Raw genomic sequence first — 24,497 nt, 5'->3', positions numbered from 1 at the left:
GGTGAACGGGCCGCTTCGCGCGAACGCTCCCGCCGTTACCGCCCTGTTGACGCCAGGTGACCTCCGGTGACATCCGTGACGCGGCTGAAGCCGTGTGACTCATGACACGCAAGGGGGCGGCCCCCCGGCCCCTCGTTGCTCCTGTCGCGCACTCATGACGACAGTCACGGATGAGTGATAGCTTCGCGGGGTAGAGCTCAGTGAGGCAGTGCCCGCCCAAGGAGGCCGCACCCCATGAGTCCCTTCACCGGCTCCGCCGCCCCCACCTCGCCCTGGCGCCATCTGCGCGTCGACCGCGCCGACGGAGTCGTCACCGTCACCCTGGCCCGCCCCGACAGGCTCAACGCGCTGACCTTCGGCGCCTACGCCGACCTGCGCGACCTGCTCGCCGAGCTGGCGCGCGAGCGGTCGGCGCGCGCTCTGGTGCTGGCCGGCGAGGGGCGGGGCTTCTGCTCCGGCGGTGACGTCGACGAGATCATCGGCGCCACGCTGTCCATGGACACCGCCCGGCTGCTCGACTTCAACCGGATGACCGGCCAGGTGGTGCGCGCCCTGCGGGAGTGCCCGTTCCCGGTGGTCGCGGCGGTGCACGGGGTGGCGGCGGGCGCCGGAGCGGTGCTCGCGCTGGCGGCCGACTTCCGCGTCGCCGACCCCAGCGCCCGCTTCGTGTTCCTGTTCACCCGGGTCGGCCTGTCCGGCGGCGACATGGGCGCCGCCTACCTGCTGCCCCGGGTCGTCGGCCTGGGCCACGCGACCCGCCTGCTGATGCTCGGCGAACCGGTCCGCGCCCCCGAGGCCGAGCGGATCGGCCTGATCAGCGAGCTGGCCGACGAGGGCCGGGCCGACCAGGCCGCACAGCAGCTGGCCCGCCGCCTCGCCGAGGGTCCGGCCCTGGCGTACGCCCGGACCAAGGCCCTGCTGACCGCGGAACTGGACATGCCGCTCGCGGCGGCGGTCGAGCTGGACGCCTCGACCCAGGCCCTGCTCATGACCGGCGAGGACTACGCCGAGTTCCACGCGGCGTTCACGCAGAAGAGGCCGCCGAAATGGCGGGGACGGTGAGCGCGCCCGCCCTCGGCGCGCGGGGCCGCGTCGCGATCGTCGGCGGCGGCCCCGGCGGCCTGTACGCCGCGGCCCTCCTCAAACGCCTCGACCCCGGCCGCGAGGTCGTCCTCTGGGAGCGCAACGCCCCCGACGACACCTTCGGCTTCGGCGTGGTCCTCTCCGACGAGACCCTCGGCGGCATCGAACACGCCGATCCGGTGGTCCACGAGGCCCTGCGACGGCACCTCGTCCGCTGGGACGGCATCGACATCGTGCACCGGGGCGTACGCCACACCTCCTCGGGCCACGGCTTCGCGGCCCTGGGCCGCACCCGCCTCCTGGAGATCCTGCACGACCGCTGCCGCGACCTCGGCGTCGACCTCCGCTTCCGCACCGCGGCCCCGCCCCCGGACACGCTCGCGCGCTCCCACGACCTGGTCGTCGCCGCCGACGGAGCGCACAGCACCACCCGCGAGGCCTACGCCCACGCGTTCCGGCCGCACATCACGACGCACCGCTGCCGCTACATCTGGCTCGCCGCCGACGTCCCCTTCGACGCCTTCCGCTTCGACATCGCCGAGACCGAGCACGGCGTGCTCCAACTGCACGGCTACCCCTTCTCACCGGACGTCTCCACCGTGATCGTCGAGATGCGGGAGGAGGTCTGGCACGCGGCCGGCTTCGACGAACTCGGCGACCGCGAGTCGGTCGAACGCTGCGCCAAGATCTTCGCCGACGCGCTCGGCGGCCGCCCGCTGCGGTCCAACCACTCCGCCTGGACCACCTTCCGCACGGTGGTCAACGACCGCTGGTCGCACGGCAACGTCGTCCTCCTCGGGGACGCGGCCCACACCGCTCACTTCTCCATCGGCTCCGGCACCAAGCTCGCCGTCGAGGACGCCCTCGCCCTCGCGGCCTGCCTGACGGAACAGCCCACCGTGGGCACGGCCCTGGCCGCGTACGAGGAGGAGCGCAGACCCGTCGTCGCCTCCACCCAGCGCGCCGCCCGGGCCAGCCTGGAGTGGTTCGAGAACCTCGCGCTGCACCTCGGCCGGCGGCCCCGCCAGTTCGCCTTCGACCTGCTCACCCGCAGCCGCCGCGTCACCCACGGCAACCTGCGGCTGCGCGACCCGCACTTCACCGCGGAGGTGGAGCGCGAGTTCGGCTGCCCGCCCGGCACGCCCCCGATGTTCACCCCGTTCCGGCTGCGCGGCCTGACCCTGCGCAACCGGGTCGTGGTCTCGCCCATGGACATGTACTCGGCGGTCGACGGCGTCCCCGGCGACTTCCACCTCGTCCACCTCGGCGCCCGCGCGCTCGGCGGCGCCGGACTGGTGATGACCGAGATGGTGTGCGTGAGCCCCGAGGGCCGGATCACCCCCGGCTGCGCCGGCCTCTACACCGGCAGGCAGGCCGAGGCCTGGCGGCGGATCACCGACTTCGTGCACCGCCGGGCACCCGGCACCGGGATCGGCGTGCAGCTCGGCCACAGCGGGCGCAAGGGCTCGACCAAGCTGATGTGGGAAGGGATGGACGAGCCGCTCGACGACGGCAACTGGCCGCTGGTGGCCGCCTCGCCCCTGCCGTACAAGCCCGGCAGCCGCACACCGCGCGAGCTGTCCCGTGCCCGGCTCACCGACCTGAGGGAACAGTTCACCGCCGCCGCCTGGCGGGCCGCCCGCGCCGGCTTCGACCTGCTGGAACTGCACTGCGCCCACGGCTATCTGCTCTCCGGCTTCCTCTCCCCGCTGACCAACCGGCGCACCGACGCCTACGGCGGCTCGCTCGCCCGGCGGCTGCGCTTCCCCCTGGAGGTCTTCGACGCCGTACGGGCCGTGTGGCCGGAGGAGCGGCCCATGACCGTGCGGATCTCGGCCACCGACTGGGCCGAGGGCGGCACCGCGCCCGAGGAGGCGGTCGCCATCGCCCGCGCCTTCGCCGCGCACGGCGCCGACGCGATCGACGTGTCGACCGGGCAGGTGGTGGCGGAGGAGCGGCCGGAGTTCGGGCGGTCGTACCAGACGCCGTACGCGGACCTGATCCGGCACGAGGCGGGCGTCCCGGTGATCGCGGTGGGGGCGATCTCCTCCTGGGACGACGTCAACTCACTGATCCTGGCGGGCCGTACGGACCTGTGCGCGCTGGGCCGCCCGCATCTGTACGACCCGCACTGGACACTGCACGCGGCCGCCGAGCAGGGGTACGACGGTCCGGGCGTCGTCTGGCCGGCCCCCTACCGGGCGGGCCGCAGGCCGCCCCGGACCGGCCGCACCGACGCCCCCAGGCCCCGGCTGACGCTCGGCGGCTGAGGGCGGCGGTCCCAGCGGCGCGGGCTCGGCGGACTCCCACGGGCCCCCGCGCCGCCGGCGCCGCGGACAGCGCGCGCCGGCCGACTCCTCGGGGCTGTGGTGCTGCGTCCGCGGCACCAGCGCCGGGTCCGTGGGCCGTGACGGATCGCCCACGCCGGCCGGCCCGGCCGGCCGGGCGGCGGCCTGCCGGGCGTGCGGTCAGAGACCGGCGAAGACCGCCCCCGCGTCGCGCAGCCGTTCGTGCAGCCCCCGGAACACCGCCGCCGACCGCGCGCCCGGCCAGTTCGCGGGCAGCAGGCCGGCCGGCAGGCCCGGGTCGGCGTACGGCAGATGGCGCCAGGAGTCCAGGGCGAGGAGGTAGTCGCGGTAGGCGTCCTCGGGCGGGGTGCCGGTGCGCCGCTCCCAGTCGCGCAGGACGCGTGCGTGCCGGTCGAGGAACGCCTCGTGCTGCTGGGCGATCGCGGCCAGGTCCCACCAGCGGGCGACCGCCTCCGCGGTCGGGGCGAAGCCGAGGTGCTCGCCGCGGAAGAGATCGACGTACGGGTCGAGGCGCAGCCGCCGGAGGGTGTGCCGGGTCTCCTCGTGGAGCCGGGCCGGCGCGACCCACACGCCGGGCGCGGCCGTGCCGAAGCCGAGCCCGGCCAGCCGGGAGCGCAGCACGTGCCGCTTCTGCCGCTCCGACTCGGGCACGGAGAACACCGCGAGCACCCAGCCCGCGTCCTCGGGCGGGGCGGTGGCATAGATGCGCCGGTCGCCGTCGTCGAGCAACTGGCGGGCGTCGGGGGAGAGTTCGTAACCGGCCGCGCCCTGCCCGGTGCGGGCCGGGACGAGCAGGCCGCGCCGTTTGAGCCGGGACACCGACGAGCGCACCGAGGGCGCGTCCACCCCCACCGCGGCCAGCAGCCGGATCAGCTCGGCGACCGGTACCGGGCCGGGCATGAAGCGGCCGTACGCGCCGTAGAGCGTGACGATGAGAGACCGGGGGGTGTGCTGGTCGGACACGTTGATCATCTTATGTCGTACGGATCACCCCTGGTCACCCAGGGTCCGCAGGCGGAATCGCTGAAGCTTTCCGGTCGCGGTGCGCGGCAGGGCGTCCAGGAAGACGATCTCGCGGGGGCACTTGTAGGGCGTCAGCTCGGACTGCACGAAGGCGCGCAGGGCCGTGGCGTCGCGCTCGGCGCCCTCCCTCAGGACGGCGTACGCCACCACCGCCGTGCCGCGCGCCTCGTCGGGCCGGCCCACGACCGCGGCCTCGACCACGTCCGGGTGGCGCAGCAGCGCGTCCTCGACCTCCGGCCCGGCGATGTTGTACCCCGCGGAGATGATCATGTCGTCGGCACGGGCGACGTACCGGAAGTAGCCGCCGGGCTCCCGGACGTAGGTGTCACCGGTGAGGTTCCAGCCGCCGCGCACGTACTCGCGCTGCCGCGGGTCGGCGAGGTAGCGGCAGCCGACCGGGCCGCGCACGGCCAGCAGGCCCGGCTCGCCGTCGGGCAGTTCACGCCCCTCGGGGTCGACCACGCGCGCGTGCCAGCCGGGCACGGGGACCCCGGTGGTGCCCGGCCGGATGTGCTCGTCGGCCGCCGAGATGAAGATGTGCAGCAGCTCGGTGGCGCCGATGCCGTTGATGACGCGCAGTCCGGTGCGCTCGTGCCAGGCCCGCCAGGTGGCCGCGGGCAGGTTCTCGCCGGCCGAGACGCAGCGGCGCAGGGACGTCACGTCGTGGCCGTCGAGCACCGTCAGCATGGCGCGGTACGCGGTCGGCGCGGTGAACAGCACCGACACCCGGTGCTCGGCGATCGCGGGCAACAGCTGTCTGGGCCCGGCCTGTTCGAGCAGCAGGGCGCTGGCGCCGGCCCGCAGCGGGAAGACGACGAGACCGCCGAGGCCGAAGGTGAAGCCGAGCGGGGGACTGCCCGCGAACACGTCGTCGCCGCGCGGACGCAGCACGTGCTGCGAGAACGTGTCCGCGATCGCCAGCACGTCCCGGTGGAAGTGCATGCACCCCTTGGGGCGGCCGGTGGTGCCGGAGGTGAACGCGATCAGCGCCACGTCGTCGGCGGCGGTGTCCACGGCCGGGTACGGGGTGCCGGGCGCCGGGAGGCTGAGGAGGTCGTCGGACGCGTCACCGCCGTAGGCGGTGATCCGCAGGCCCGGTACCTCCGCCTTGGCGAGGTCGCCGACGGCCCGGACGTCGCACAGCGCGTGCCGTACCCGGGCGATCTCGCAGATCGTGCGCAGCTCGTGCGGGCGCTGCTGGGCCAGCACCGTGACGGCGACCGCGCCCGCCTTGAGCACCGCCAGCCAGCAGGCGGCCAGCCACGGCGTGGTCGGGCCGCGCAGCAGCACGCGGTTGCCGGGGACGACGCCGAGGCCGGCGGTGAGGACGTGCGCGAGCCGGTCCACGCGGGCGCGCAGCTCGCCGTAGGTCCACGCGGGGCCGTGCGGGACGCGGAAGGCCGGGCGGTCGTCGGGCGGGCCGTGCAGCAGGTCGGCGGCGCAGTTGAGCCGTTCGGGGTAGCGCAGCTCCGGCAGGTCGAAGCGGAGTTCGGGCCACTGGTCGCGCGGCGGAAGGTGGTCGCGCGCGAAGGTGTCGACGTGGGCGGAGCGGATCGGACGGTCGTCCATGGTGGTTCGCCCCCTTGCCGGGTGGGCGTCGTGGTGGGCGGCGTGGCGGGCTCGCACCTGGAGCGTATCGCGTTGATGACGGCAGTCAACGGAGCGCGATATCGTCGGGTGGGACCGCTCCGGAGGGAGGACGGCAGTGCCCGCATTCTCACTCGAACCGGAACAAGCCGCCTGGTGCGCCGAGCTGCGCGCCCTCGCCGCCGAACGGCTGCGTCCGCTCGCCGAGCGGGGTGAGCCCGGCCGGGTCAACCGGCCGCTCGTCGCCGAACTGGGCCGGCTCGGCCTGCTGGACCGGCTGTTCGCCTCCGGCGCCCTCGGCCTGTGCCTGATGCGCGAGTCCCTGGCCTACGTCTGCACGGAGGCCGAGACGGCCCTCGCTCTCCAGGGCCTGGGCGCCCACCCGGTGCACGCGTACGGCACACCGGAACAACGGGCGCGCTGGCTGCCCGGGGTGCGCGCGGGCAGCGTGGTGGCGGCCTTCGCGCTGAGCGAGCCGGGCGCGGGCTCGGACGCGGCGGCACTCTCGTTGCGGGCCGAGCCCCAGGCTCCGCCGGCCACGGACCACACCCGGCCCGCCGCCGCGTCGGCCACGGGCCACGCGCCTGCCGCCGCCGCACCGTGCACGGCCGCAGGGGCTGCGGGTCACGCGCCGCCCACCTGCGCGTCGGCCGCCGCCGCGCCGGCCACGGGCCACACGCCTGCCACCGCCGCACGGGCCGCGGGCCACGCGCCGCCCCCCGCCACCGCACCGCCCGCCGATGCGCCCCCCGCCACCGAACCTCCCGCCACCGCACCGTCCACCACCCCACCCTCCGCCCCCGCGCTGTCCGCCGAGGCGGACGGCCCCCGCCGCTGGCGGCTCACCGGTGAGAAGTGCTGGATCTCCAACGCCCCCGAGGCCGACTTCTACACCGTTTTCGCCCGGACGACCGCCGCCGGCGCGCGCGGGGTCACCGCCTTCCTCGTGCCGGCCGACCGGCCCGGCCTCACCGGCGCCGGGCTCGACATGCTCTCCCCGCACCCCATCGGGTCCCTCCGCTTCGACGCCGTGCCCGTCACCGCCGACGACGTGCTCGGCGAGACCGACCGGGGCTTCCGCGTCGCCATGGGCACGCTCAACCTGTTCCGGCCCAGCGTCGGCGCCTTCGCCGTCGGGATGGCCCAGGCCGCCCTGGACGCCTGCCTCGCCCACACGGCGGCCCGGGACGCGTTCGGCGGCAAGCTGAGGGACCTTCAGGCCGTCGCCCACCAGGTCGCCGAGATGGCCGTGCGCACGGAGGCGGCCCGCCTGCTGGTGTACGCGGCGGCGACGGCGTACGACGACGGCGCGGACGGCCTGGCGCGGCGCGCCGCGATGGCGAAGCTGCTCGCCACCGAGACGGCGCAGTACGTCGTCGACGCGGCGGTGCAACTGCACGGCGCGCGGGCGCTGCTCCGCGGCCACCTGCTCGAACACCTCTACCGCGAGGTGCGCGCGCCCCGCGTCTACGAGGGGGCGAGCGAGGTCCAGCGCGGCATCATCGCCAAGGAACTGTACGCCGCCCGGGAGGCCCGACCGTGACCACCGAGCGCATCGACCCGCCCGCCCTCTCCCCGGCCACCGGCTTCTCGCACGCCGTCGTCGCCACCGGCTCCCGGCTGGTGTTCCTGGCCGGCCAGACCGCCCTCGACCGCGACGGCGCAGTGCTCGGCGACACCCTGCCCGAACAGTTCGAGCGGGCGCTCGGCAACCTGCTCACCGCCCTGCGCGCGGCCGGCGGCACCCCCGCGGACCTCGCCCGCGTCACCGTCTACGCCACGGACGTCGCCGCCTACCGCGCACACGCCCCCGAACTGGGCCGCGTCTGGCGGTGCCTGGCCGGCCGCGACTACCCGGCCATGGCGGTGGTCCAGGTCGTACGGCTGTGGGACGAGGCGGCGACGGTGGAGCTCGACGGCTTCGCGGTGCTGCCCTGACGGCCGGGCGGACTCGCCACCGAAGGGGTGACGGTCACGCCCCCGGGCCCGGCCGCCCGGTACCAGTGGAAGCCCCACTCCCGGAGGTTCTCCCATGCGCATCCCCCTGCGCGTCAGGCCCGCGGCCCCGCGCCCCGGGCTCGGCGCGGCCGCCACCGCCGTGCTCGCCCTGCTCGCCGCCGCCCCCGCGACGCCGGCGGCCGCCGACTCGCGCGAGTCGGTCACCGTCGACCCCACGGGCCGGATCACCCCCGACGGCACGATCACCCTCACCGGCACCTACCGCTGCGTCGGCGGCACCGGACCGGTCTTCCTCAGCACCTCCGTCCACCAGAGCGACCCCTCGGTCCGGCACGGCATCGGCGGCAGCCGCGCCGTGTGCGACGGTCAGGAGCACCGCTTCGCGAACACCGGCAGGCCGCGCGACCGCGTCCTGACGGCGGGCCCCGCCCACGTCGAGGCCACGCTGATGGAACTGCGCCCGCAGGGCGTCCTGCCGCTGCCCGTCCTCCACGCCGTCCACCGGCAGGACGTGACGCTGGCGAAGAGCTGACCCGCAGGACCCGGACCCACCCGCGCCCGCCGCCGGCCCGTGCGGCGGACGCGGGTGGGTCCGGCGGACCCGGCTAGGATCACCGCCAGCCGCCCAAGGAGCCCCGCATGCCGCCCGGCCGTCCCCGGATCCTCTACGTCACCGACCTCGCCTACCAGGCCCGCGGACGGCGCTACGGCGACGAGGACGTCTTCCTCACCTCCCGGCTGCGCGAGAGCTTCGCCCTGGCGCTGTGCCACCCCGGGGAAGCCGCCGGGCTCATGGACGCCTTCGACGCCGTCGTCGTCCGCAACAGCGGTCCCGTGCTGGGACACCAGGAGGCCTGCGCCGCCTTCCGCCGCGCGGCGCAAGAGCGCGGTACGCGCGTGTACAACCCGCTCACCGGCAAGGCGGACATGGCCGGCAAGCAGTACCTGGTCGACCTCACCGCGGCCGGACTCCCGGTCATCCCCTCCGCGGACCGGCCCGAGGGGCTGCACCGGCTGCCGGCCGCGGACGCGTACGTGGTCAAGCCCAAGCTCGGCGCCGACTCGGCGGGCCTGCGCGTGGTGCCCGCGGACCGGGTGCACGAGGCGGTGGCCGCGCAGGCCGGGCAGGTCCTCGCCCAGCCGCGCGTCGACTTCGCCTACGAGGTCTCCTTCTACTTCGTCGACGACGCCTTCCAGTACGCCCTGTACGCACCGCACCCCGATCGGCGCTGGCGGCTGGAGCCGTACGACGCCACCCCGCGGGACCTGGCGTTCGCCCGGCGCTTCATCGACTGGAACGGCATCGGCCACGGCATCCAGCGCGTCGACGCCTGCCGCGCCCCGGACGGCGCCCTGCTGCTGGTCGAACTGGAGGACCTCAACCCCTACCTGTCCCTGGACGCCCTCGACCAGGAGCGCCGGGACGCCTTCGTCGCCGCGATGACCGCCTCCCTGCACCGCTTCCTGGCGGCCTGACCCCGATCCGGCACATGCTCCGGTCGTGGGATCCGCGGGTGTCGGGATCGTCCCGACGGGGCGCCCCTGGCGCAGCGCCCGTGCGGGCAGCCTGAGCCGGCCGCTGGTCCGGGCTGCTTCGCCGGTGGGCCTGGGCCGGCCCAGCGCCGTCCCCGAGTCCGCGATGTCCACCAGATCGGTGGCAGCCGCGTCGAGGGCGTCGGCGACGGATTCGAGGACGTCGGCCCGGTGCCGTGCCGACCGGCCGGACCACACCGGGAACGCGTCGCGTGCCGCGGCTGCCGCCAGTTCCAGTGCTTCCGGTGTCGTGACGGGAAACCCCTCGCCGATCGGCCGGCCGGTGCGCGGGTCGTTCGCCTGGACCGTGGTGGTTACGGTGTGATCTCCGCATCGAGCTCGGGCGAGCAGAACGTGCCGCCCAGGTAGGTGTCGTCGAGTCCGGCTGCGGGGCCGTCTTCGACGTCGGCGGCGAACTGCTCGGCGTCGTCCTGTGGCTGGTAGCCGAGTTTCCGGGCCTCGTCGAGGGCGAACCAGCCCCTGGTGTTGGCGGAGACCCCCCACACGACGCGGAATCCCGGCGAGGGTGCGGTCAGTGCGGCCTCCAGCAAGCGCGCGCCGTCGTCGGGCGAGAGCCAGGTGGCCAGTTGGCGCGGCAGGGAGGGCTTCTCCCGGCAGGATCCGATGCGCAGGCAGACCACGTCCAACCCGTAGCGGTCGTGGTAGAGGCTGCCGAGAGCCTCGCCGGCCGCCTTGCTCACCCCGTAGAAGGTGTCCGGCCTCGGGAAGAGGTAGTCGGGTGCCTCGGAGCCGTCGCGGGGATGGAAGCCGACGGCATGGCTGCTGCTTGCCAGGATCACGCGTGGTGAGCCGGAGCGCCGGGCCGCTTCGAGGACCACGTAGCTGCCGTGGATGTTGGTCCTCACCATCTGCTCCCACGGTCCTTCGGTGCTGAGACCACCGAGATGGACCACCGCGTCCGCTCCCTCGAACGCCTTTTGCATGGCCGCGAGATCGGTGACGGAGGCTTGGACGGCGTCGGCGTCCTCGCCGGGTTCCGCGGGCGGGATCGGCGCGATGTCGACCAGTCGCAGTGACCGGCCCGGGCGGGCGAGCCTGGGCCGCATAAGACGACCCATGGATCCGGCGGCCCCGGTGAGCACGATGCGTTCGGGCATACCGCGATGCCTTCCTCGTTCGGCTTGACCTGACTCCGCAGCGAGTTTTACATTCATGGCAGATGTTTTCAACTATGAATAACGTCCACATACATGGACGGAGGGGCGGCATTCACGATGCTCGAAGGCGTGCAGTTCTTCCCGGTGACACCGTTCACGCCGACCGGCTCGATCAACCTGGAGGTGTTCTCCGAGCATGTGCGCACAGGCCTCGACGACGGAGCCGGTGGCGTCTTCGTGGCCTGCGGGACGGGGGAGTTCCACGCACTGTCGCCCGATGAGTACGCCCGACTGGTGGGTGTCGCGGTCGAGGTGACGCACGGTCGGGTCCCGGTCTTCGCGGGCGCCGGCGGATCCCTGCCCGCCGCACAACAGTTCGCGCGGATGGCGCACGACGCCGGTGCTGACGGCCTGCTCCTGCTGCCGCCCTACCTTGTTCAGGCGCCCCAGGCCGGCTTGGTCGCGTACACGAAGGCCGTCGTGTCGGCCACGGACCTCCCCGCGATCGTCTACCACCGCGGCACCGCGCGCTTCGACGTCGCCTCCGCCGTCGAGGTCGCCCGGCTGCCGCAGGTCATCGGACTGAAGGACGGCCACGGAGACCTCGAGCTGCTCTCCTGCATCATCCTGGCCATCCGCTCCGCACTGGCGGAAAGCGGTAAGCCCTTCCTGTTCCTCAACGGGCTCCCCACCGCCGAGGCGACCGTCCCCGCCTACCGTGGCATCGGCGTGGACCTGTACTCCTCCGCCGTGTTCTGCTTCGCCCCCGAGATCGCGATGGCCTTCTACCGAGCCGTCGCCAAGGGGGACACGGCGCTCGCCGAGCGCCTCCAGTACGAGTTCTTCCACCCCCTGGCCGCGCTGCGCCGCCTCGTCCCCGGATACGCGGTCTCCCTCGTCAAGGCCGCCGTCCGCCTGCGCGGCCTCGAAGTGGGAGGGGTCCGCCCACCGCTCGTCGACCCGCTCCCCGAACACGTGGAGTCGCTGCGGCGCCTTACCGACCTCGGGCGCGCGATCTGCGTTCAGGAGGCTTCCCAATGATGCTGTCAAGCCGCAGCCGTGTCCGGCGGTGTGGGGTGTTGGCGCCGTTGGCCGCGGGCGGCCCGGATTCGGCCGACGAATGGCTCGCTCGGCCCCGGCAGGAAGGCAGGGCCGCCCGATGAACGACGCGCTCCGGATCACCGGTGTCACGATCACCCCCGTCGCCTTCCGCGATCCCGCGCTGCTCAACGCCGTCGGTGTGCACGAGCCCTACGCGTTGCGCGCCATCGTCGAGATCGACACCGACCAGGGCATCACCGGCCTCGGAGAGACGTACGCCGACGAGGGCCATCTCCACCGCCTGCGGCAGGCAGCGGAGGCCGTCACCGGGATGGACGTCCACGCGCTGGGCGCCATGTACGGCCGCCTCGCCGACATGCTGAACGGGCAAACCGGTACCGACGGCCACGGACTCACCGGCGTGATCACCTCCGGTGGCACGGTGGACCGGGTGTTCTCGCCCTTCGAGGTCGCCTGTTTGGACATCCAGGGCAAGGCCGCCGGACGTTCGGTCTCCGACCTGCTCGGCGGCGCCGTTCGCGACCGCGTCCCGTTCAGCGCCTACCTCTTCTACAAGTGGCGCGGACATCCCGGAGCCGAGGACGACCTCTGGGAAGAGGCGCTGACCCCCGACCAGATAGTCGCCCAGGCCCGCCGCATGGTCGACACCTACGGCTTCTCGGCGATCAAGCTCAAGGGTGGCGTCTTCCCTCCGGACCAGGAGATCGAAGCGATCAGGGCCCTCCGCGCGGCCTTCCCCGGTCTCCCACTGCGCCTTGACCCGAACGCGGCATGGAGCGTCGAGACCGCGATCCGGGTCGGGCGCGAACTCGACGGGGTCCTTGAGTATCTGGAAGATCCCACTCCCGGTCTCCAGGACATGGCCCGGGTGGCTCGGGACGTGCCCATGCCGCTGGCGACCAACATGTGCGTCGTCGCCTTCGAACACCTGGCCCCGGCCGTCGAGCACGGCTCCGTCCGCATCGTCCTCTCCGACCACCACTACTGGGGCGGACTGCACCGCTCGAAGCTGCTGGCCGGCATCTGCGACACCTTCGGCATGGGACTGTCCATGCACTCCAACTCCCACCTCGGCATCAGCCTGGCGGCCATGGTGCACCTGGCAGCCGTGACACCGAACCTCACCTACGCCTGCGACACGCACTGGGCGTGGAAGACGGAGGACGTCATCGAGTCAGGAACTCTGGCCTTCGAGAACGGCGCGGTGCGGCCGCCGCAAGGGCCGGGCCTGGGCGTCGAACTCGACCGGGACGCCCTTGCGCGCCTGCACGAGCAGTACCTCCAGTGCGGCATCCGCAACCGCGACGACACCGGATACATGCAGCTCATCGACCCGAGCTGGGCCAAGAGGATCCCCCGCTGGTGACCGCCGGCACCCACCCCTCCCACCCTCCTGGCCCCCCGAGCCACGCTGTGGGCTACGCCTACCCCTGGGACTTCGACGGCGACCCCGCCGCAGCCCACCGCGCCCGCGCACTGGGACTCGACGCCGTCGCCGTCGCCGCCGCCTATCACACCGTGCGTTCGGCCAGCCCGCTCCACCCCACCCGACGCCTCACCGAGGTACCCCATGCGGCCTCCTACGTCCCCGTACGGGCGGAAGCCTGGCGCGGGCGCCGGCTGCGCCCCGCTCCGGCGACGTGGCTCCCCCCGACCGACCCGTTCGGCGAGGCCCGCCGCGCACTGAAGCAGGTCGGCCTCGACGTCTACGCCTGGACGGTTCTCACCCACAACAGCCGCCTCGGCCGATCACACCCTGATCTGACCGTCCGCAACGCCTACGCAGAGCACTACTCCTACGCCCTGTGCCCCTCGTGGGACGAGGTGGCCGACTACTGCGTCACCCTGGTAGGAGAGGTCGTGGAGACCGGTTGTCCCGAAGGGCTGGTCCTGGAGGCGTGCGGGCCACTCGGGGCTGTCCACGGCGGCCACCACGACAAGGCGGGCCTGGCCGGGTGGACCGCCACGGATCGGCAGTTGTTGTCGTTGTGCTTCTGCGCCGCGTGCGGGCGTCGGTACACCGACGCCGGTCTCGACCCTGCGGACACCGCCGCGCGGGTGCGGAGCGCTCTCCGGCGCCCGGGAACTGCCGACAGCGTGGAGGAGGCGTTGGGCCTTGAGGTCGCCGGCCTCCTCCGTGCGGTCCGGGGATCGGCGGTCGGGCGGCTGGGAACCGCGGTCGTCGACCGGGCGCGCGCCGCCGACAGCGGTCTTCGCCTCGTGCTGCACGCGGCTCCCGACCCGTGGGCGACCGGCGCGTTCGCGGCGGTGGACCCGGTCAGTCCCCCAGCGGTGGACGTGCTCGTGGCATCCTGTTGGGAGCCGGGACCGGCGGGGGAGGACGCCCTGCGCGGCCTGCGTGCGCTGGCCGGCCCCGGCACCGCCGTCGGCGGATACCTCCAGGCCGACAGCACATGGGTAGCCGAGGGCGTGGCGGAGCGCGTGGCCCGGTACCGTGCGGTGGGCATGGAGGAACTCCACCTCTATCACCTCGGCCTGGTCGGCGAGGACGGACTCCGCCTGATGGCGTCCATCCTGGCCGCGGCGGGCCTGCCCTCCGGCCGCGGCGCGAGGTGATGCCCGGCTCTACCTGATCCCCTTTGCCCGCAGGTTCCCTGCGAGCGCGTCGCGGAGACCGCCGGACAGCCTCGGCCTCGCTGCGACACAGCGCGTTACGGGGGATCCTTTCCGGGAGGGCGCCCGCCTGGCGGAGCCCGAAGCCGGGAGCGGTGGGGTGGTCTGCACCGGTTCGGAAGCCTGGAGCCGACGGCGCGTTCAGGTTCGCCGTGGCACGTGGCACGTGGCACCGAACCGGAAGCGTGAGTAGCCGCCTTCGCGCTGACCCGGGCGGGCGCCGTCGATCCGGACGTCAGCGACCTGGTTCGCCCCGGCGAACCGCAGGAAGGGCACCCTTCCGACAGGTTCGACGGGACGGTGACGCGCCTGCGGTACCGGCCGACGCCGTGGTGGTGAACGCCGCCGCCGTCGGCCCCGTCCTCAGCGTTCCCCGCGTGTGGCGCGCTCAGAGCACCCCACGTGCTCCCCGCCGTGCGGGGCGGTCCAGAGCGGTCATGGTTCATGCTTGTGAACAACAAACTGCCACTTGAACGCTGCTCGCGGGTGGGGCTAGGCTGGGGCGACTCTCAGGGTCAACCCCGCCGTACGGGTATGCAGTTCCACCCTGGCGGGTGCAGTCAGCCCCTCTCGTGATCCATATCCGTGAACGCGACGATATGGCAACCGGATGAAATCCCACGACGTCCAGCACTCCGCGACCTATGGCTTCTCGCCCCATCAGTGTGTCGGAAAATGTTTCTCTATCTTGAGTCTTGACCTCAGAAGAAACAGGACAGCACACTTTACCCCATCCACTCGCTGGGTGATGGGCACACCCGGGCGTGGACCAGCGCCGACAGGATGCGGCGACGGCGGCGACAGCCGGCCGTCCCGCGAACCGCGACACGGCCCTCTGTCCTCCGCCTTTCCCGCGACGGGCGGTGGCCTGCGGCCGCAGCCCGGGCCTGACGCAGCTCCAGCGCGCCACCCCCACGGGACCCCCGCAGCAGCCGTACCGGACGCCGGCGCGCTGCAACGAGACCAGGAGCACACGGAAGTAAACGCTGCCTGACCGGTTCGAGTCGATAGGAGGCCGACCAGGACAGACCCGACAGTGCCGCATCGCCCTTCGTCCCGTCGCGTCGGGCGGGCAACGCGCCCGACGGGACACCACGACACAGCTAAGGACGTCAACCGCCATGCCCGAGATCCCCGGAAGCAGATCGAGCCTCCCCTTCCCGTCGCGCCGCCGCGTGATGTCCACTCTCGCCGCCGCGGGCGCCGCGGGCCCCATCCTTGCCGCCTGTTCCGCCCCGAGCAGCCCGAACAGCGGTGGCACTCCCGTACCGTCCTCGCTCGCCACCGCTCCCGCCAAGCCGGTCACTTTGAACGTGCTGGACGTGGCGGGAAATCTGGCTCTGACCAAGCCGATGATCGAAGCGTTCACGGCGGCGCATCCCGAGATCGTCTCGCGGGTGACCTACAGCACCGGTACCGCGCCCCAGTTGGCCGCGAAGGTCCAGGCACAGCAGCAGGGCGGCAATGTGCAGGTCCATCTGGCGCTCACGGGTACCGACGGCCTGGCAGCGGGAATCAAAAGCGGCCTGTGGCACGAGTTGACGCCGTATTACGACAAGTTCTTCCCGGGGTTGATGGCCAATTACCAGCCGCCCGCGGCGGCGATGGCCTCGTTGGCGCAGAATCAGGGGATCGAACTGGCCTGGTGCCCGTCGGGGCCATTGCTGGAATACGACCCCGGGAAGGTCTCGGCGCCTCCGGCGACCGCAGACGCCCTACTGGACTGGGCACGGGCGAACCCGGGGAAGTTCCAGTACGCCCGGCCGGCGAATTCCGGTCCAGGACGGACCTTTCTGATGGGGCTGCCCTATCTGCTGGGTGATGCGGATCCCGCGGACCCGGTCAACGGGTGGTCGAAGACCTGGGCGTACGTGACGGAGTTGAACAAGTACGTCGACTCCTATCCGGCGGGGACGACCGCGACGATGGAGAATCTTGCGTCCGGTACTGTCCAGATGGTGGCCACGACGACCGGCTGGTACGTCAATCCGCGCGCGCTGGGCACGGTTCCGCCGGAGATGAAGGTCGCGAAGTTCTCGTCGTTCACGTGGGTGAGTGATGCCCAGTTCGGGGTGGTCCCCAAGGGCGTCGGGTCCGACGTGTTCATTGCGGTGCTGCGCCTGCTGGCGTGGATGCTCACTCCGGAACAGCAGGCGTCCGCTTATGACGAAGGCTATTTCTATCCGGGGCCGGCGGTGAAGGACGTGCCGTTGAGCAAGGCTCCGGCCGCTTCGCAGAAGGTCGTCGAGGAGTTCGGCGAGCCGGACTTCGACGCGTGGATCAAACAGTATCCGATCAAGAACTCGCTGCCGACCACCACCCAGGTCACGGCTTTCGACCTGTGGGACCGCCGGATCGGCTCGACGAAGTGAGCGGGGTGCCCTCGATGACTCCCATTCCATCCGCCTCGAAGTCCGGCTCCGTCCCCGGTCCTCCGCCGGAACAGCCGTCGGCGGTCGCCGAGCGTCCCGCGTCGCAGTTGCGTGAGCTGCGGCTGGAGGGGGTCAGCCGTGCCTACGGTGCGCACATCGCACTGCATCCGCTGGATCTGACCTTGCACGGTGGTGAGTTCGTCGCGTTGCTGGGCCCTTCGGGGTGCGGCAAGACGACGGCTTTGAACTGCCTCTCGGGCCTGCTTCCACTGACTGGCGGCCAGATCCTCCTGGACGGGCAGCGGATCGACACACTGCCGCCGGAGAAGCGCGGGTTCGGGATGGTCTTCCAGAACTACGCCCTCTTCCCGCACATGAGCGTGCGTGCCAATGTCGCGTTCGGGTTGAAGATGCGCAAGGTCGGCAAGGCGGAGATCGACCGCCGGGTCGACGAGGTGCTGCGGCTGGTCAGGCTCAGTGCGCAGGCCGGCAAGCATCCGGGCCAGTTGTCGGGCGGTCAGCAGCAGCGAGTCGCGATCGCCCGTGCCATCGTCCTGGAGCCGCCGCTGGTACTGATGGACGAGCCGCTGTCCAATCTGGACGCGGCGCTGCGGCTGGAGATGCGCACCGAGATCCGCCGTATCCACCAGCAGTTCGGCCTCACGACCCTGTACGTGACCCATGACCAGGAGGAGGCACTGTCGCTGGCCGACCGCCTCGTCGTCCTGCACGAGGGACGGGTCAGCCAGGTCGGCACCCCCGCCGACCTGTACGAGCATCCCGCCAACCCGCACGTGGCGGGGTTCATGGGCTACCGCAACCTGCTCCGCCTGGAGGTCGCGTCCGCCGACGCCGCCGGTGCCCTGGTCCGCGGACGGGGACTTGCCCTGCACGGCACACCGGTCGCCGACCGCCCGCTGGTCGCGGGTGACAAGGTCGTCGTGGCGATCCGTCCGGAGGACATCCACCTCGCCCAGCACGACGGCCGCGGTGATGTGGAGGCCGTCGCCGAGATCGTCGAGTACCACGGACGGCAGTTCCACGTGGAGGCCCTCACCCGTGAGGGCGACCGGATCCACTTCACCACCACCGCCTCCGTGCGCCCGCACGACGCCCTGTCCGTGACGATCCCCGCCGAACGGGCCCTGGTCTTCCTCCAGGAGGCGGCCGCATGACCAGCATCCAGAACCCGGGGGGGCCGGTCGCATGACCAGTACGCTGTCGCCGGCGGGAGCCGCGCCCGGCCCGGCCGGGGAACGTGCGGCGCTGCGGCACCGCCTGGCCGAACGCGGCATCGACCGCACTCTGCTCCTGCTGCTGCCCGGACTCCTGACCGTGGTCGCGCTGTTCTGCTACCCCTTTCTCTACGGACTGCAGATCTCTTTCCAGCCGAACGCCGGAGGGTTCTTCGGCTCCTACCGCGCCTTCTTCGGCAACTCCTTCGCGGTCGGCTCCATCGGCATCACCTTCAAACTCGCCCTGCCCGCCGCACTGATCAACGTCGGCGCGGCCGTGCCCGTCTCCTACGGCATGCGGCGGGACTTCCGCGGCAAACGCCTCTTACTGGCCCTGCTCGTGGTCCCCATCACCCTGGGCACGGTCCTGACCGCCGAGGGCATCATCGAGTTCTTCGGTCCGGTCGGCTGGTTCAACCAGACCCTGCAGGCGATCGGCCTGACCGACGGGCCCGTGCACCTCACGTACAACTACTGGGGCGTACTGCTCTCCTTGATCATCAGCGGTTTCCCCTTCGCCTTCCTGCTCACCCACTCCTACCTCTCCGGCATCCACCCCGCCCTGGAGAAGGCCGCGGCCACCCTCGGCGCCGACCGGCGCCAGCGCTTCCGCCACATCACCTTCCCCTTGCTGCTCCCCGGGCTCCTGACGACGTTCTGCCTCACCTTCGTCCTGGCCTTCGCCGTCTTCCCCTCCGCGATGATGGTCGGCGACCCCGGCGGCGAGACCCATGTCATCTCCATCGAGGCCTACGAAGTCGCCCTGGAGCGCTTCGACTACTCCCAGGGGTGCGCCATCGCCATGGTCATGACCGCCCTCATGCTTGTCGTCATCGGCACCGCCATGGGCCTGCGCACGCTCCTCTACCGCGGCTCGACAGGAGGCAAGGGATGAGCGCCACAACGACCACGGCGACCACCACCGATCCCCACGGCGGCGACGGCGCGAACCACGAACTGCACCGGCGGCGAAGCCTGACCCTGCGTCCGGGAACGTGGTTGGTCGGGGGCGCGCTCGCGTTCTTCTTCGTCATCCTCCTCGGCGTCATCGCCTCCGTCGTCGTGACCTCCTTCGGCAAGACCTGGTTCACCGGCTGGGCACCAGAGGGCTACACCACCAGCTGGTACAGCCAGTCCTGGAACGAGTTCGACCTCGGCCGGGTCATGTGGGTCACCCTCGAGGTCTCCTTCCTCGTCGTGGCGCTCTCCCTGCTCCTGGCGGTCCCCGCGTCCTACGCCCTGGCCCGCCGCGACTTCCCCGGCAAACGCCTGCTGACCATGCTGCTCGTCCTGCCGATCCTGGTACCGCCCATCGCCTACGGCATCCCGCTGGCCACCGTGCTGTACAAGTTCCACCTGGCAGGCTCCCTCACCGGCGTCGTCCTGGCCAACCTGGTGCCCTCCATCCCCTTCGTGGTCTTCACCATGACGCCCTTCATCGAGCAGATCGACCCCCGCCTCGAAGCGGCGGCCCGGATGTGCGGCGCCCCCACCCGCTCCGTCCTCGTCCGCGTCCTCGGCCCCCTGCTCCTGCCCGGAATGCTCGCCGCGGGCATCCTCGTCCTCGTCCGGACCTTCGGCATGTTCGAACTGACCTTCCTCACCTCCGGGCCCGACAGCCAGACCCTGATCGTGTCGCTGTTCTCGGCCGCCTTCTCCGCCGGCATCCGCACCCCCCAGTCCATCGCCGCCATGGCCGTCCTCTACACCGTTTCCATGGCCGTCCTCCTCCTCGTCGCCCTCCGCTTCGTCAACCCCACCCAACTTGTCGCCCGCAACGCGAACTGACCCCCCACACACGCTGGAACAAGTGAGGGATCGCCCAGGAGGGCGTCGACACAGCGCGGGTTCCACCACGAGGTGGGCTCCCCGCGTCACGGCCGGCGGAGCATGCTCGCCGCGGCCGCGCCGGGCCCCGGCCCGGTCCGGAACGGCGGTCTCCATCGCTTCGCCCGCTGCGGTGGAGTCCGACGGAGCAGCACCGAAGCGCCAGTCGGGCTGGAGCAGTCGGTTCTGGTAGTGCTCACCTCCCTTGCTCCCGCCCGAACTGTTCGTGGCCGCACGAGCCTCCGCTGAGCACCCTTGGGCGCGGGTGGCCATTCTGTGATCCGGGTTGGCCTCTTGCCGTCTGCCCGTGTCTCAGGGCTCGTCGGGCCGGTCCGCGGTGGGTGGCGTCTGTGGTGCGGCGTGTCCGCCTCGGGCCGGGAGGGTGACGGTGACGGTGGTCCCTGTTCCTGGGACAGAGGCGACGTGCACGGTTCCGCGGTGGGCGTGGACGATGGCCTGGACGATGGCGAGACCGAGTCCAGAACCTCCGTGGGTACGGCTGCGGCCGGCATCTGCCCGCCAGAAACGGTCAAAGACGCGCGTGAGGTCCGCGGGAGGAATACCCGGGCCGTGGTCTGCCACTTCGACTGTCACGTGCGTTGTCATCGGCTCGACAGCGACGCTGATCATGGTGCCGGCCGGGGTGTGCTGGATCGCGTTGCCCAGAAGGTTGTTCAGCACCTGCTGGAGCCGGGGTTGGTCTCCGTGCACGCAGGCGGGTGCGGGTGCGTACAGGTCGATGGCGCGGTCGGGTGCCACGACCTGGGCGTCCTGGACGACGGCGGTAGCCAGGCACCGCAGGTCGACCGGCTGAGAGTCCAGGGGGCGTCCGGCGTCGAGGCGGGCGAGCAGGGAGAGCTCCTCGACGAGAAGACGCATTCTGCCGACCTCACCGTCGACCCGTTCCAGGGCTCTGTGGAGGTCGGCGGGAGCGCTGAGGCCGCCCTGGTTGTAGAGGTCGAGCCAGCCGGAGATCGTGGCCAGCGGTGTGCGCAGTTCGTGGGAGGCGTCGGCGGCGAAGTCGCGGATCTGCGTCTCGGCGCGGGCCTGGGCCTCGAATGCGCCGTTGACGGCGACGGCGAGCCGGTCGGTCTCCGTGTGTGACCCGTAGACGGGCAGACGTTCACTGCGGGCGCCGGATGCGATGTCATCAGCTGTGTCGGCCATCCGCCCCAGTGGGCGCAGGCCGATCCTGAGAATGAGCAGTGCGACGGCGAAAGCCAGCACAAGGGTGATGCCGACGCTGGTGGCCTGCCCGGAGATGAATTCGGCAACGGTGACGCGGTCGATGTCGGTGCGCATGGTGAGGATGACGGCGGAGGCTTCCACCACCTGGTGCGAGGTGGTGATGGTCAGTCCGGTGGTGGGGATTCGCAGGGCGAGCAGGTCGGGCACCGATGTCGTGCTGTCGAAGGTGAGGACCTGGTCGAGACGGTCCGCGGTCAGGCCGTTGATCGCTTGGGGCACGCCCGCCCCGACCTGTTCGGCGATCTCGCCGGTGGCGTCGATGACGGTGATGCCCATGAGGGGCTCGACCAGGGCGGCGAGCTGTGCGCCGTCGACGTTCTGCGGGCGCTCCTCAAGGATTCGGTGGACTCGGTCGCCGGATGCGCGCAGTGTCGCCTCGGCCCGGTGGTGGAGGTAGGTCCGCAGGGTCACGGCGCTGGTGATCGAGTTCCCGACGAGGCCGGCGGCCAACAGCACGAGGATGCCGATCAACAGGCGCCCGCGGATGGTGGTCGGCCGGGGGGACGTGATGGCGCAAACCCAGGTGGGCGCTTTCATGAGGCAGGGCGCCGGAGGCTGTAGCCGACGCCGCGGACTGTGTGCAGCAGCGGTTCCCGGCCGTGGTCGATTTTGCGGCGCAGATTGGACACGAATCGCTCCACCACGACGGAGTCCCCGCCGAAGTCGTACTGCCAGACCGCTTCGAGGATCTGAGACCTGGTCATGACGTGCCCGGGGTGGGAGAGCAGGAAGCGCAGGAGCCGGAACTCGGTGGGCGACAGGTCGACCCGCTCGCCGCCGCGCCGTACGAGGTGGCGCCGCTCGTCGAGTTCGAGGTCGGCGTAGCGCAGGACGCCGTCGTCGGCGGCGCCCGCGCTGCCGCGTGCCCGGCGGATCAGGGCGTGGAGCCGGGCGCCGACTTCGACGACGCTGAAGGGCTTGGTGACGTAGTCGTCACCGCCGAGCCGAAGTCCCCGGACACGGTCCTCGATGGCGTCCCTGGAGGTCAGGAAGAGCACCGGTACCGTGTTGCCGCGGGAGCGGATCAGCTGCAGGACGTCGAAGCCGTCACCGCCTCCGGGCAGTCCCACATCGAGGACGATGACGTCGGGAGTGTGCCGGGAGAGATGGTCCAGAGCCTGCGGTACGTCGCTCGCGAGGTGGACTTCGAATCCGGCGAAGCGCAGGGCCGAGGCCATCAGCTCGCGGATGCCGGCATCGTCGTCGACCACGAGAACCGTGTCCGGGGAGTTCATGAAGGAGTGTCCTACTTCGGGGCGTGGAGATACGTCATGGGAACGGGTTCGGTCCCAGGTGAATCGATGCGCCCGTCTTCCTTGTCCTCCAGGTGCCGGCCTTCGACGTCCAGGTCGGGCAGCCACCTGTCCAGGAAGCGCGGCAGCTTCCAGGCGCTGTGGCCCAGCAGCGACAGCACCGCCGGGACCAGTGTCAGACGGACGGCGAACGCGTCGACGAGGACGCCGACCGCCAGTGCCAGAGCGATCGGCATGATCGCCGGATCGTGGCTGAACAGGAAGCTCGCGAAGACGGCCACCATGATCAGTGCTGCTGCGGTCACCACACGGCCCGCGTGCCGGGTGCCGCCGATGACGGAGGCGTAAGGACGCCTCGTCCGTACGTATTCCTCGCGCATGGCGGAGACGAGGAAGACCTCGTAGTCCATGGCCAGGCCGAAGAGAACGGCCATCACGATGATGGGCACGAAACTGGCGATCGGCCCCGTGGAAGGGACACCGAGGGTGCCCGCGAGCCACCCCCACTGGCACACTGCGACGATCGTGCCGAAGGACACGCCCACCGACAGCAGGAAGCCGAACGTCGCCTTGATCGGGATGGCGAGGGACCGGAACGCGGCCATCAGCAGCAGCAGCGAAAGCCCGACGACCACCAGGGCGAAGGGCAGCAGGGCGCCGCTGAGCTTGTCGGAGACCTCGATGCTGACGGCGGTCTGGCCGGTGACCGCGATACTGCTGCCGCTGTGCGCCGCCAGAGGGCTGACACGCTCTTGCAGTGCCGCGACGAGTTCGCTGGTCTGCGGGTCACGGGGCCCGGTGCCGGGGGTGACCTGGATCCGCGCGGCAGCTCCGTCACTGGAGTAGTCGACGGGACTGACCCGCGCGATCCCCTTGGCCCCGGCCAAGTTCTGGGCGACCTGCTGGCCGGTGGTCTTCAGCGTGCCGGTCGGTGCGTCGGTCACCAGCACCACGAGGGGGCCGTTGGTTCCGGGACCGAAGGCGTCAGCGATCTTGTCGTAGGTCTGCCGCACGGCGGTCGAGGTCGGTTCGCTGCCGTCGTCGCTCAGGGCGAGCTGGAGCTGTGTGGCAGGCAGAGCGAGCGCGGCAAGGGCCAGGGTGACGGTGATGACCGCCCGCCAGGGGCGCCGTACGACTGCCCCGACCCAGCGAGCCCCCATCGAGGGCTTGCCGGCGGGATCTGCGGCGTCGCGCATACGTGTCGCGGCACGCGAGCCGGGCTTGGGACGCAGTCGCTCCCCGGCGAGCGCCAGCAGAGCGGGAAGAAGTCCGAGCGACATGACGACCGCGACGGCGACCGCCGCCGCGGCGCTCAGGCCCATCGACGTGAGCACCGGAACACCGGCCACCGTCAGTCCCGCCAGCGCGATGATCACGGTCATCCCGGCGAACGTCACAGCGCTGCCGGCCGTCGCGGTCGCACGGACAGCCGCGTCCCGGACGCTGCGGCCCTGCACCAGTTCCGCACGGTGGCGCGAGACGATGAACAGGGCGTAGTCGATTCCGACCGCGAGGCCCAGCATGATCGCCAGCGTCGGTGCCTTGTCCGAAACGCTCAGCACCGAGGACAGGCCCATCAACCCTGTCATGCTCGCAGCGACCGAGACCAAAGCGGTGAGCAGTGGCATGCCCGCGGACAGCATGGAGCCGAAAGTGATCGCCAGAACCGCGAGCGCGACCAGTACCCCGACCCCTTCCATCGGTCCGACCGGAGGGCTCGACTCCTTGTAAGCGTCACCTCCGAAGAACACGTCGACGCCCGCGGCACGACTGCTGGCAGCCGTGTCCTTCAGCGCGTTCAGGTCGCCCTCGGCAACGTCCTGATCCGCGGACGCGGAGAACTCGATCCGGGCGACGGCGGTCGTCCCGTCCGGTGTCACCGTCTGGCTGCGTACCGGGTCACTGACCGAGGTGACGCCGGGAACGGTGGCCGCGGCAGACAGGGTCCGCCTCAGCGCGGCGGCATTGCCCGGATCCTCGAACGATGTGCCTCTGGGTGCCTCGAACACAACCTCCGCGCTCTGCCGGTCGGAAGCCCCGAAGTGGTGGTCCATCTCCTCCAGGGCGCTCTGCGCAGCCGACCCAGGGATGTCCGACTGGGAATCGAAACTCCCCGCGAAGGTCACCCCGAGCACGGCGATCGCGGCGACGACGAACAGCCACACGGTCAGAACCGTACGGCAGCGGCGAACCGCGAACACCCCCCATCGATGAAGCAGCACAGCCATGCCTACAGCCCATTTCCGTCAAGAGG

19 protein-coding genes and 1 pseudogene are annotated in these 24,497 nt (G+C 71.8%); 13 read left to right on the top strand and 7 right to left on the bottom strand.

What is annotated here, in order from left to right:
• Nucleotides 1–234: 234 nt before the first annotated feature.
• Both ACFF45_RS21920 and ACFF45_RS21915 read left to right on the top strand, forming a co-directional pair.
• Complete coding sequence (locus ACFF45_RS21920) at nt 235–1,062, top strand: enoyl-CoA hydratase family protein (protein ID WP_381348132.1); 828 nt, start codon at nt 235–237, stop codon at nt 1,060–1,062.
• Nucleotides 1,047–3,353 carry a bifunctional salicylyl-CoA 5-hydroxylase/oxidoreductase gene (locus ACFF45_RS21915; RefSeq protein WP_381348131.1) on the top strand — a complete coding sequence of 769 codons (2,307 nt, stop codon included), beginning with the start codon at nt 1,047–1,049 and terminating at the stop codon, nt 3,351–3,353. Before ACFF45_RS21920 ends, ACFF45_RS21915 begins: the two co-directional genes overlap by 16 nt.
• Before the next feature lie 198 nt (nt 3,354–3,551).
• Here the strand turns inward: ACFF45_RS21915 and ACFF45_RS21910 are convergent, their stop codons facing one another.
• Both ACFF45_RS21910 and ACFF45_RS21905 read right to left on the bottom strand, forming a co-directional pair.
• Nucleotides 3,552–4,364: a PaaX family transcriptional regulator gene (locus tag ACFF45_RS21910; RefSeq protein ID WP_381348130.1), complete on the bottom strand. Its 813-nt coding sequence runs from the start codon at nt 4,362–4,364 to the stop codon at nt 3,552–3,554.
• A 15-nt stretch (nt 4,365–4,379) separates the two neighbouring features.
• The gene (locus ACFF45_RS21905; protein WP_381348129.1) at nt 4,380–5,984 is read right to left on the bottom strand and encodes an AMP-binding protein; all 1,605 of its coding nucleotides are present in this window, start codon (nt 5,982–5,984) and stop codon (nt 4,380–4,382) included.
• 136 nt (nt 5,985–6,120) lie between these two features.
• Between ACFF45_RS21905 and ACFF45_RS21900 the strand changes: the two genes are divergently transcribed.
• From ACFF45_RS21900 to ACFF45_RS21885, 4 genes are all read left to right on the top strand, one after another.
• On the top strand, nt 6,121–7,545 hold the full coding sequence (locus ACFF45_RS21900; RefSeq protein ID WP_381348128.1) for an acyl-CoA dehydrogenase family protein: 1,425 nt from the start codon (nt 6,121–6,123) through the stop codon (nt 7,543–7,545).
• Nucleotides 7,542–7,940: a RidA family protein gene (locus ACFF45_RS21895; protein WP_381348127.1), complete on the top strand. Its 399-nt coding sequence runs from the start codon at nt 7,542–7,544 to the stop codon at nt 7,938–7,940. Before ACFF45_RS21900 ends, ACFF45_RS21895 begins: the two co-directional genes overlap by 4 nt.
• A 94-nt stretch (nt 7,941–8,034) precedes the next feature.
• The gene (locus tag ACFF45_RS21890; RefSeq protein ID WP_381348126.1) at nt 8,035–8,493 is read left to right on the top strand and encodes a DUF6299 family protein; all 459 of its coding nucleotides are present in this window, start codon (nt 8,035–8,037) and stop codon (nt 8,491–8,493) included.
• Nucleotides 8,494–8,600: 107 nt separating this feature from the next.
• On the top strand, nt 8,601–9,437 hold the full coding sequence (locus ACFF45_RS21885) for an ATP-grasp domain-containing protein (protein ID WP_381348125.1): 837 nt from the start codon (nt 8,601–8,603) through the stop codon (nt 9,435–9,437).
• A gap of 87 nt (nt 9,438–9,524) precedes the next feature.
• Here ACFF45_RS21885 and ACFF45_RS21880 read toward each other — a convergent pair.
• Together ACFF45_RS21880 and ACFF45_RS21875 are read right to left on the bottom strand one after the other, a co-directional pair.
• Nucleotides 9,525–9,845: pseudogene (locus ACFF45_RS21880) on the bottom strand (aldehyde dehydrogenase family protein); the annotation flags it as partial.
• Complete coding sequence (locus ACFF45_RS21875) at nt 9,809–10,612, bottom strand: NAD-dependent epimerase/dehydratase family protein (RefSeq protein ID WP_381348124.1); 804 nt, start codon at nt 10,610–10,612, stop codon at nt 9,809–9,811. The gene ACFF45_RS21875 and the pseudogene ACFF45_RS21880, both read right to left, overlap by 37 nt.
• Before the next feature lie 93 nt (nt 10,613–10,705).
• Here ACFF45_RS21875 and ACFF45_RS21870 point away from each other — a divergent pair, with 93 nt between their 5' ends.
• The 7 genes from ACFF45_RS21870 to ACFF45_RS21840 all read left to right on the top strand — a co-directional run bounded on the left by ACFF45_RS21870 (nt 10,706) and on the right by ACFF45_RS21840 (nt 19,703).
• Nucleotides 10,706–11,653 (top strand): 5-dehydro-4-deoxyglucarate dehydratase, encoded by a 948-nt coding sequence (locus ACFF45_RS21870; RefSeq protein WP_381348123.1) that lies wholly within the window; start codon nt 10,706–10,708, stop codon nt 11,651–11,653.
• Between the two features lie 118 nt (nt 11,654–11,771).
• On the top strand, nt 11,772–13,040 hold the full coding sequence (locus ACFF45_RS21865; protein ID WP_381348122.1) for a glucarate dehydratase family protein: 1,269 nt from the start codon (nt 11,772–11,774) through the stop codon (nt 13,038–13,040).
• Nucleotides 13,037–14,251 (top strand): hypothetical protein, encoded by a 1,215-nt coding sequence (locus tag ACFF45_RS21860; protein WP_381348121.1) that lies wholly within the window; start codon nt 13,037–13,039, stop codon nt 14,249–14,251. The genes ACFF45_RS21865 and ACFF45_RS21860 overlap by 4 nt, the downstream gene beginning before the upstream one ends.
• Before the next feature lie 1,178 nt (nt 14,252–15,429).
• Nucleotides 15,430–16,680 (top strand): extracellular solute-binding protein, encoded by a 1,251-nt coding sequence (locus tag ACFF45_RS21855; protein WP_381348120.1) that lies wholly within the window; start codon nt 15,430–15,432, stop codon nt 16,678–16,680.
• Between the two features lie 14 nt (nt 16,681–16,694).
• Complete coding sequence (locus ACFF45_RS21850) at nt 16,695–17,855, top strand: ABC transporter ATP-binding protein (RefSeq protein ID WP_381348119.1); 1,161 nt, start codon at nt 16,695–16,697, stop codon at nt 17,853–17,855.
• A gap of 31 nt (nt 17,856–17,886) precedes the next feature.
• Nucleotides 17,887–18,810: an ABC transporter permease gene (locus ACFF45_RS21845; protein WP_381348118.1), complete on the top strand. Its 924-nt coding sequence runs from the start codon at nt 17,887–17,889 to the stop codon at nt 18,808–18,810.
• Nucleotides 18,807–19,703: an ABC transporter permease gene (locus ACFF45_RS21840; protein WP_381348117.1), complete on the top strand. Its 897-nt coding sequence runs from the start codon at nt 18,807–18,809 to the stop codon at nt 19,701–19,703. The genes ACFF45_RS21845 and ACFF45_RS21840 overlap by 4 nt, the downstream gene beginning before the upstream one ends.
• A gap of 351 nt (nt 19,704–20,054) precedes the next feature.
• Here the strand turns inward: ACFF45_RS21840 and ACFF45_RS21835 are convergent, their stop codons facing one another.
• From ACFF45_RS21835 to ACFF45_RS21825, 3 genes are all read right to left on the bottom strand, one after another.
• Nucleotides 20,055–21,461 carry a sensor histidine kinase gene (locus ACFF45_RS21835; protein ID WP_381348116.1) on the bottom strand — a complete coding sequence of 469 codons (1,407 nt, stop codon included), beginning with the start codon at nt 21,459–21,461 and terminating at the stop codon, nt 20,055–20,057.
• Between the two features lie 62 nt (nt 21,462–21,523).
• Nucleotides 21,524–22,225 carry a response regulator transcription factor gene (locus tag ACFF45_RS21830; protein ID WP_381348115.1) on the bottom strand — a complete coding sequence of 234 codons (702 nt, stop codon included), beginning with the start codon at nt 22,223–22,225 and terminating at the stop codon, nt 21,524–21,526.
• An 11-nt stretch (nt 22,226–22,236) separates the two neighbouring features.
• Complete coding sequence (locus ACFF45_RS21825) at nt 22,237–24,471, bottom strand: MMPL family transporter (protein ID WP_381348114.1); 2,235 nt, start codon at nt 24,469–24,471, stop codon at nt 22,237–22,239.
• Between the last annotated feature and the right edge of the window lie 26 nt (nt 24,472–24,497).

Source organism: Streptomyces cinereospinus, from assembly GCF_042430725.1.
GTDB classification, from domain to species: domain Bacteria; phylum Actinomycetota; class Actinomycetes; order Streptomycetales; family Streptomycetaceae; genus Streptomyces; species Streptomyces cinereospinus.
The sequence above is the reverse complement of the archived record's forward strand: the minus strand, read 5'-3'. Positions and strand labels throughout refer to the sequence as shown.

Bases quoted from the DNA above. Each gene is read 5' to 3' on its own strand.
- ACFF45_RS21920 (WP_381348132.1), top strand. From the start codon at position 235: ATGAGTCCCTTCACCGGCTCCGCCGCCCCCACCTCGCCCTGGCGCCAT.
- ACFF45_RS21915 (WP_381348131.1), top strand. From the start codon at position 1,047: ATGGCGGGGACGGTGAGCGCGCCCGCCCTCGGCGCGCGGGGCCGCGTC.
- ACFF45_RS21910 (WP_381348130.1), bottom strand. From the start codon at position 4,364: ATGATCAACGTGTCCGACCAGCACACCCCCCGGTCTCTCATCGTCACG.
- ACFF45_RS21905 (WP_381348129.1), bottom strand. From the start codon at position 5,984: ATGGACGACCGTCCGATCCGCTCCGCCCACGTCGACACCTTCGCGCGC.
- ACFF45_RS21890 (WP_381348126.1), top strand. From the start codon at position 8,035: ATGCGCATCCCCCTGCGCGTCAGGCCCGCGGCCCCGCGCCCCGGGCTC.
- ACFF45_RS21885 (WP_381348125.1), top strand. From the start codon at position 8,601: ATGCCGCCCGGCCGTCCCCGGATCCTCTACGTCACCGACCTCGCCTAC.
- ACFF45_RS21875 (WP_381348124.1), bottom strand. From the start codon at position 10,612: ATGCCCGAACGCATCGTGCTCACCGGGGCCGCCGGATCCATGGGTCGT.
- ACFF45_RS21870 (WP_381348123.1), top strand. From the start codon at position 10,706: ATGGACGGAGGGGCGGCATTCACGATGCTCGAAGGCGTGCAGTTCTTC.
- ACFF45_RS21865 (WP_381348122.1), top strand. From the start codon at position 11,772: ATGAACGACGCGCTCCGGATCACCGGTGTCACGATCACCCCCGTCGCC.
- ACFF45_RS21855 (WP_381348120.1), top strand. From the start codon at position 15,430: ATGCCCGAGATCCCCGGAAGCAGATCGAGCCTCCCCTTCCCGTCGCGC.
- ACFF45_RS21850 (WP_381348119.1), top strand. From the start codon at position 16,695: ATGACTCCCATTCCATCCGCCTCGAAGTCCGGCTCCGTCCCCGGTCCT.
- ACFF45_RS21845 (WP_381348118.1), top strand. From the start codon at position 17,887: ATGACCAGTACGCTGTCGCCGGCGGGAGCCGCGCCCGGCCCGGCCGGG.
- ACFF45_RS21840 (WP_381348117.1), top strand. From the start codon at position 18,807: ATGAGCGCCACAACGACCACGGCGACCACCACCGATCCCCACGGCGGC.
- ACFF45_RS21830 (WP_381348115.1), bottom strand. From the start codon at position 22,225: ATGAACTCCCCGGACACGGTTCTCGTGGTCGACGACGATGCCGGCATC.
- ACFF45_RS21825 (WP_381348114.1), bottom strand. From the start codon at position 24,471: ATGGCTGTGCTGCTTCATCGATGGGGGGTGTTCGCGGTTCGCCGCTGC.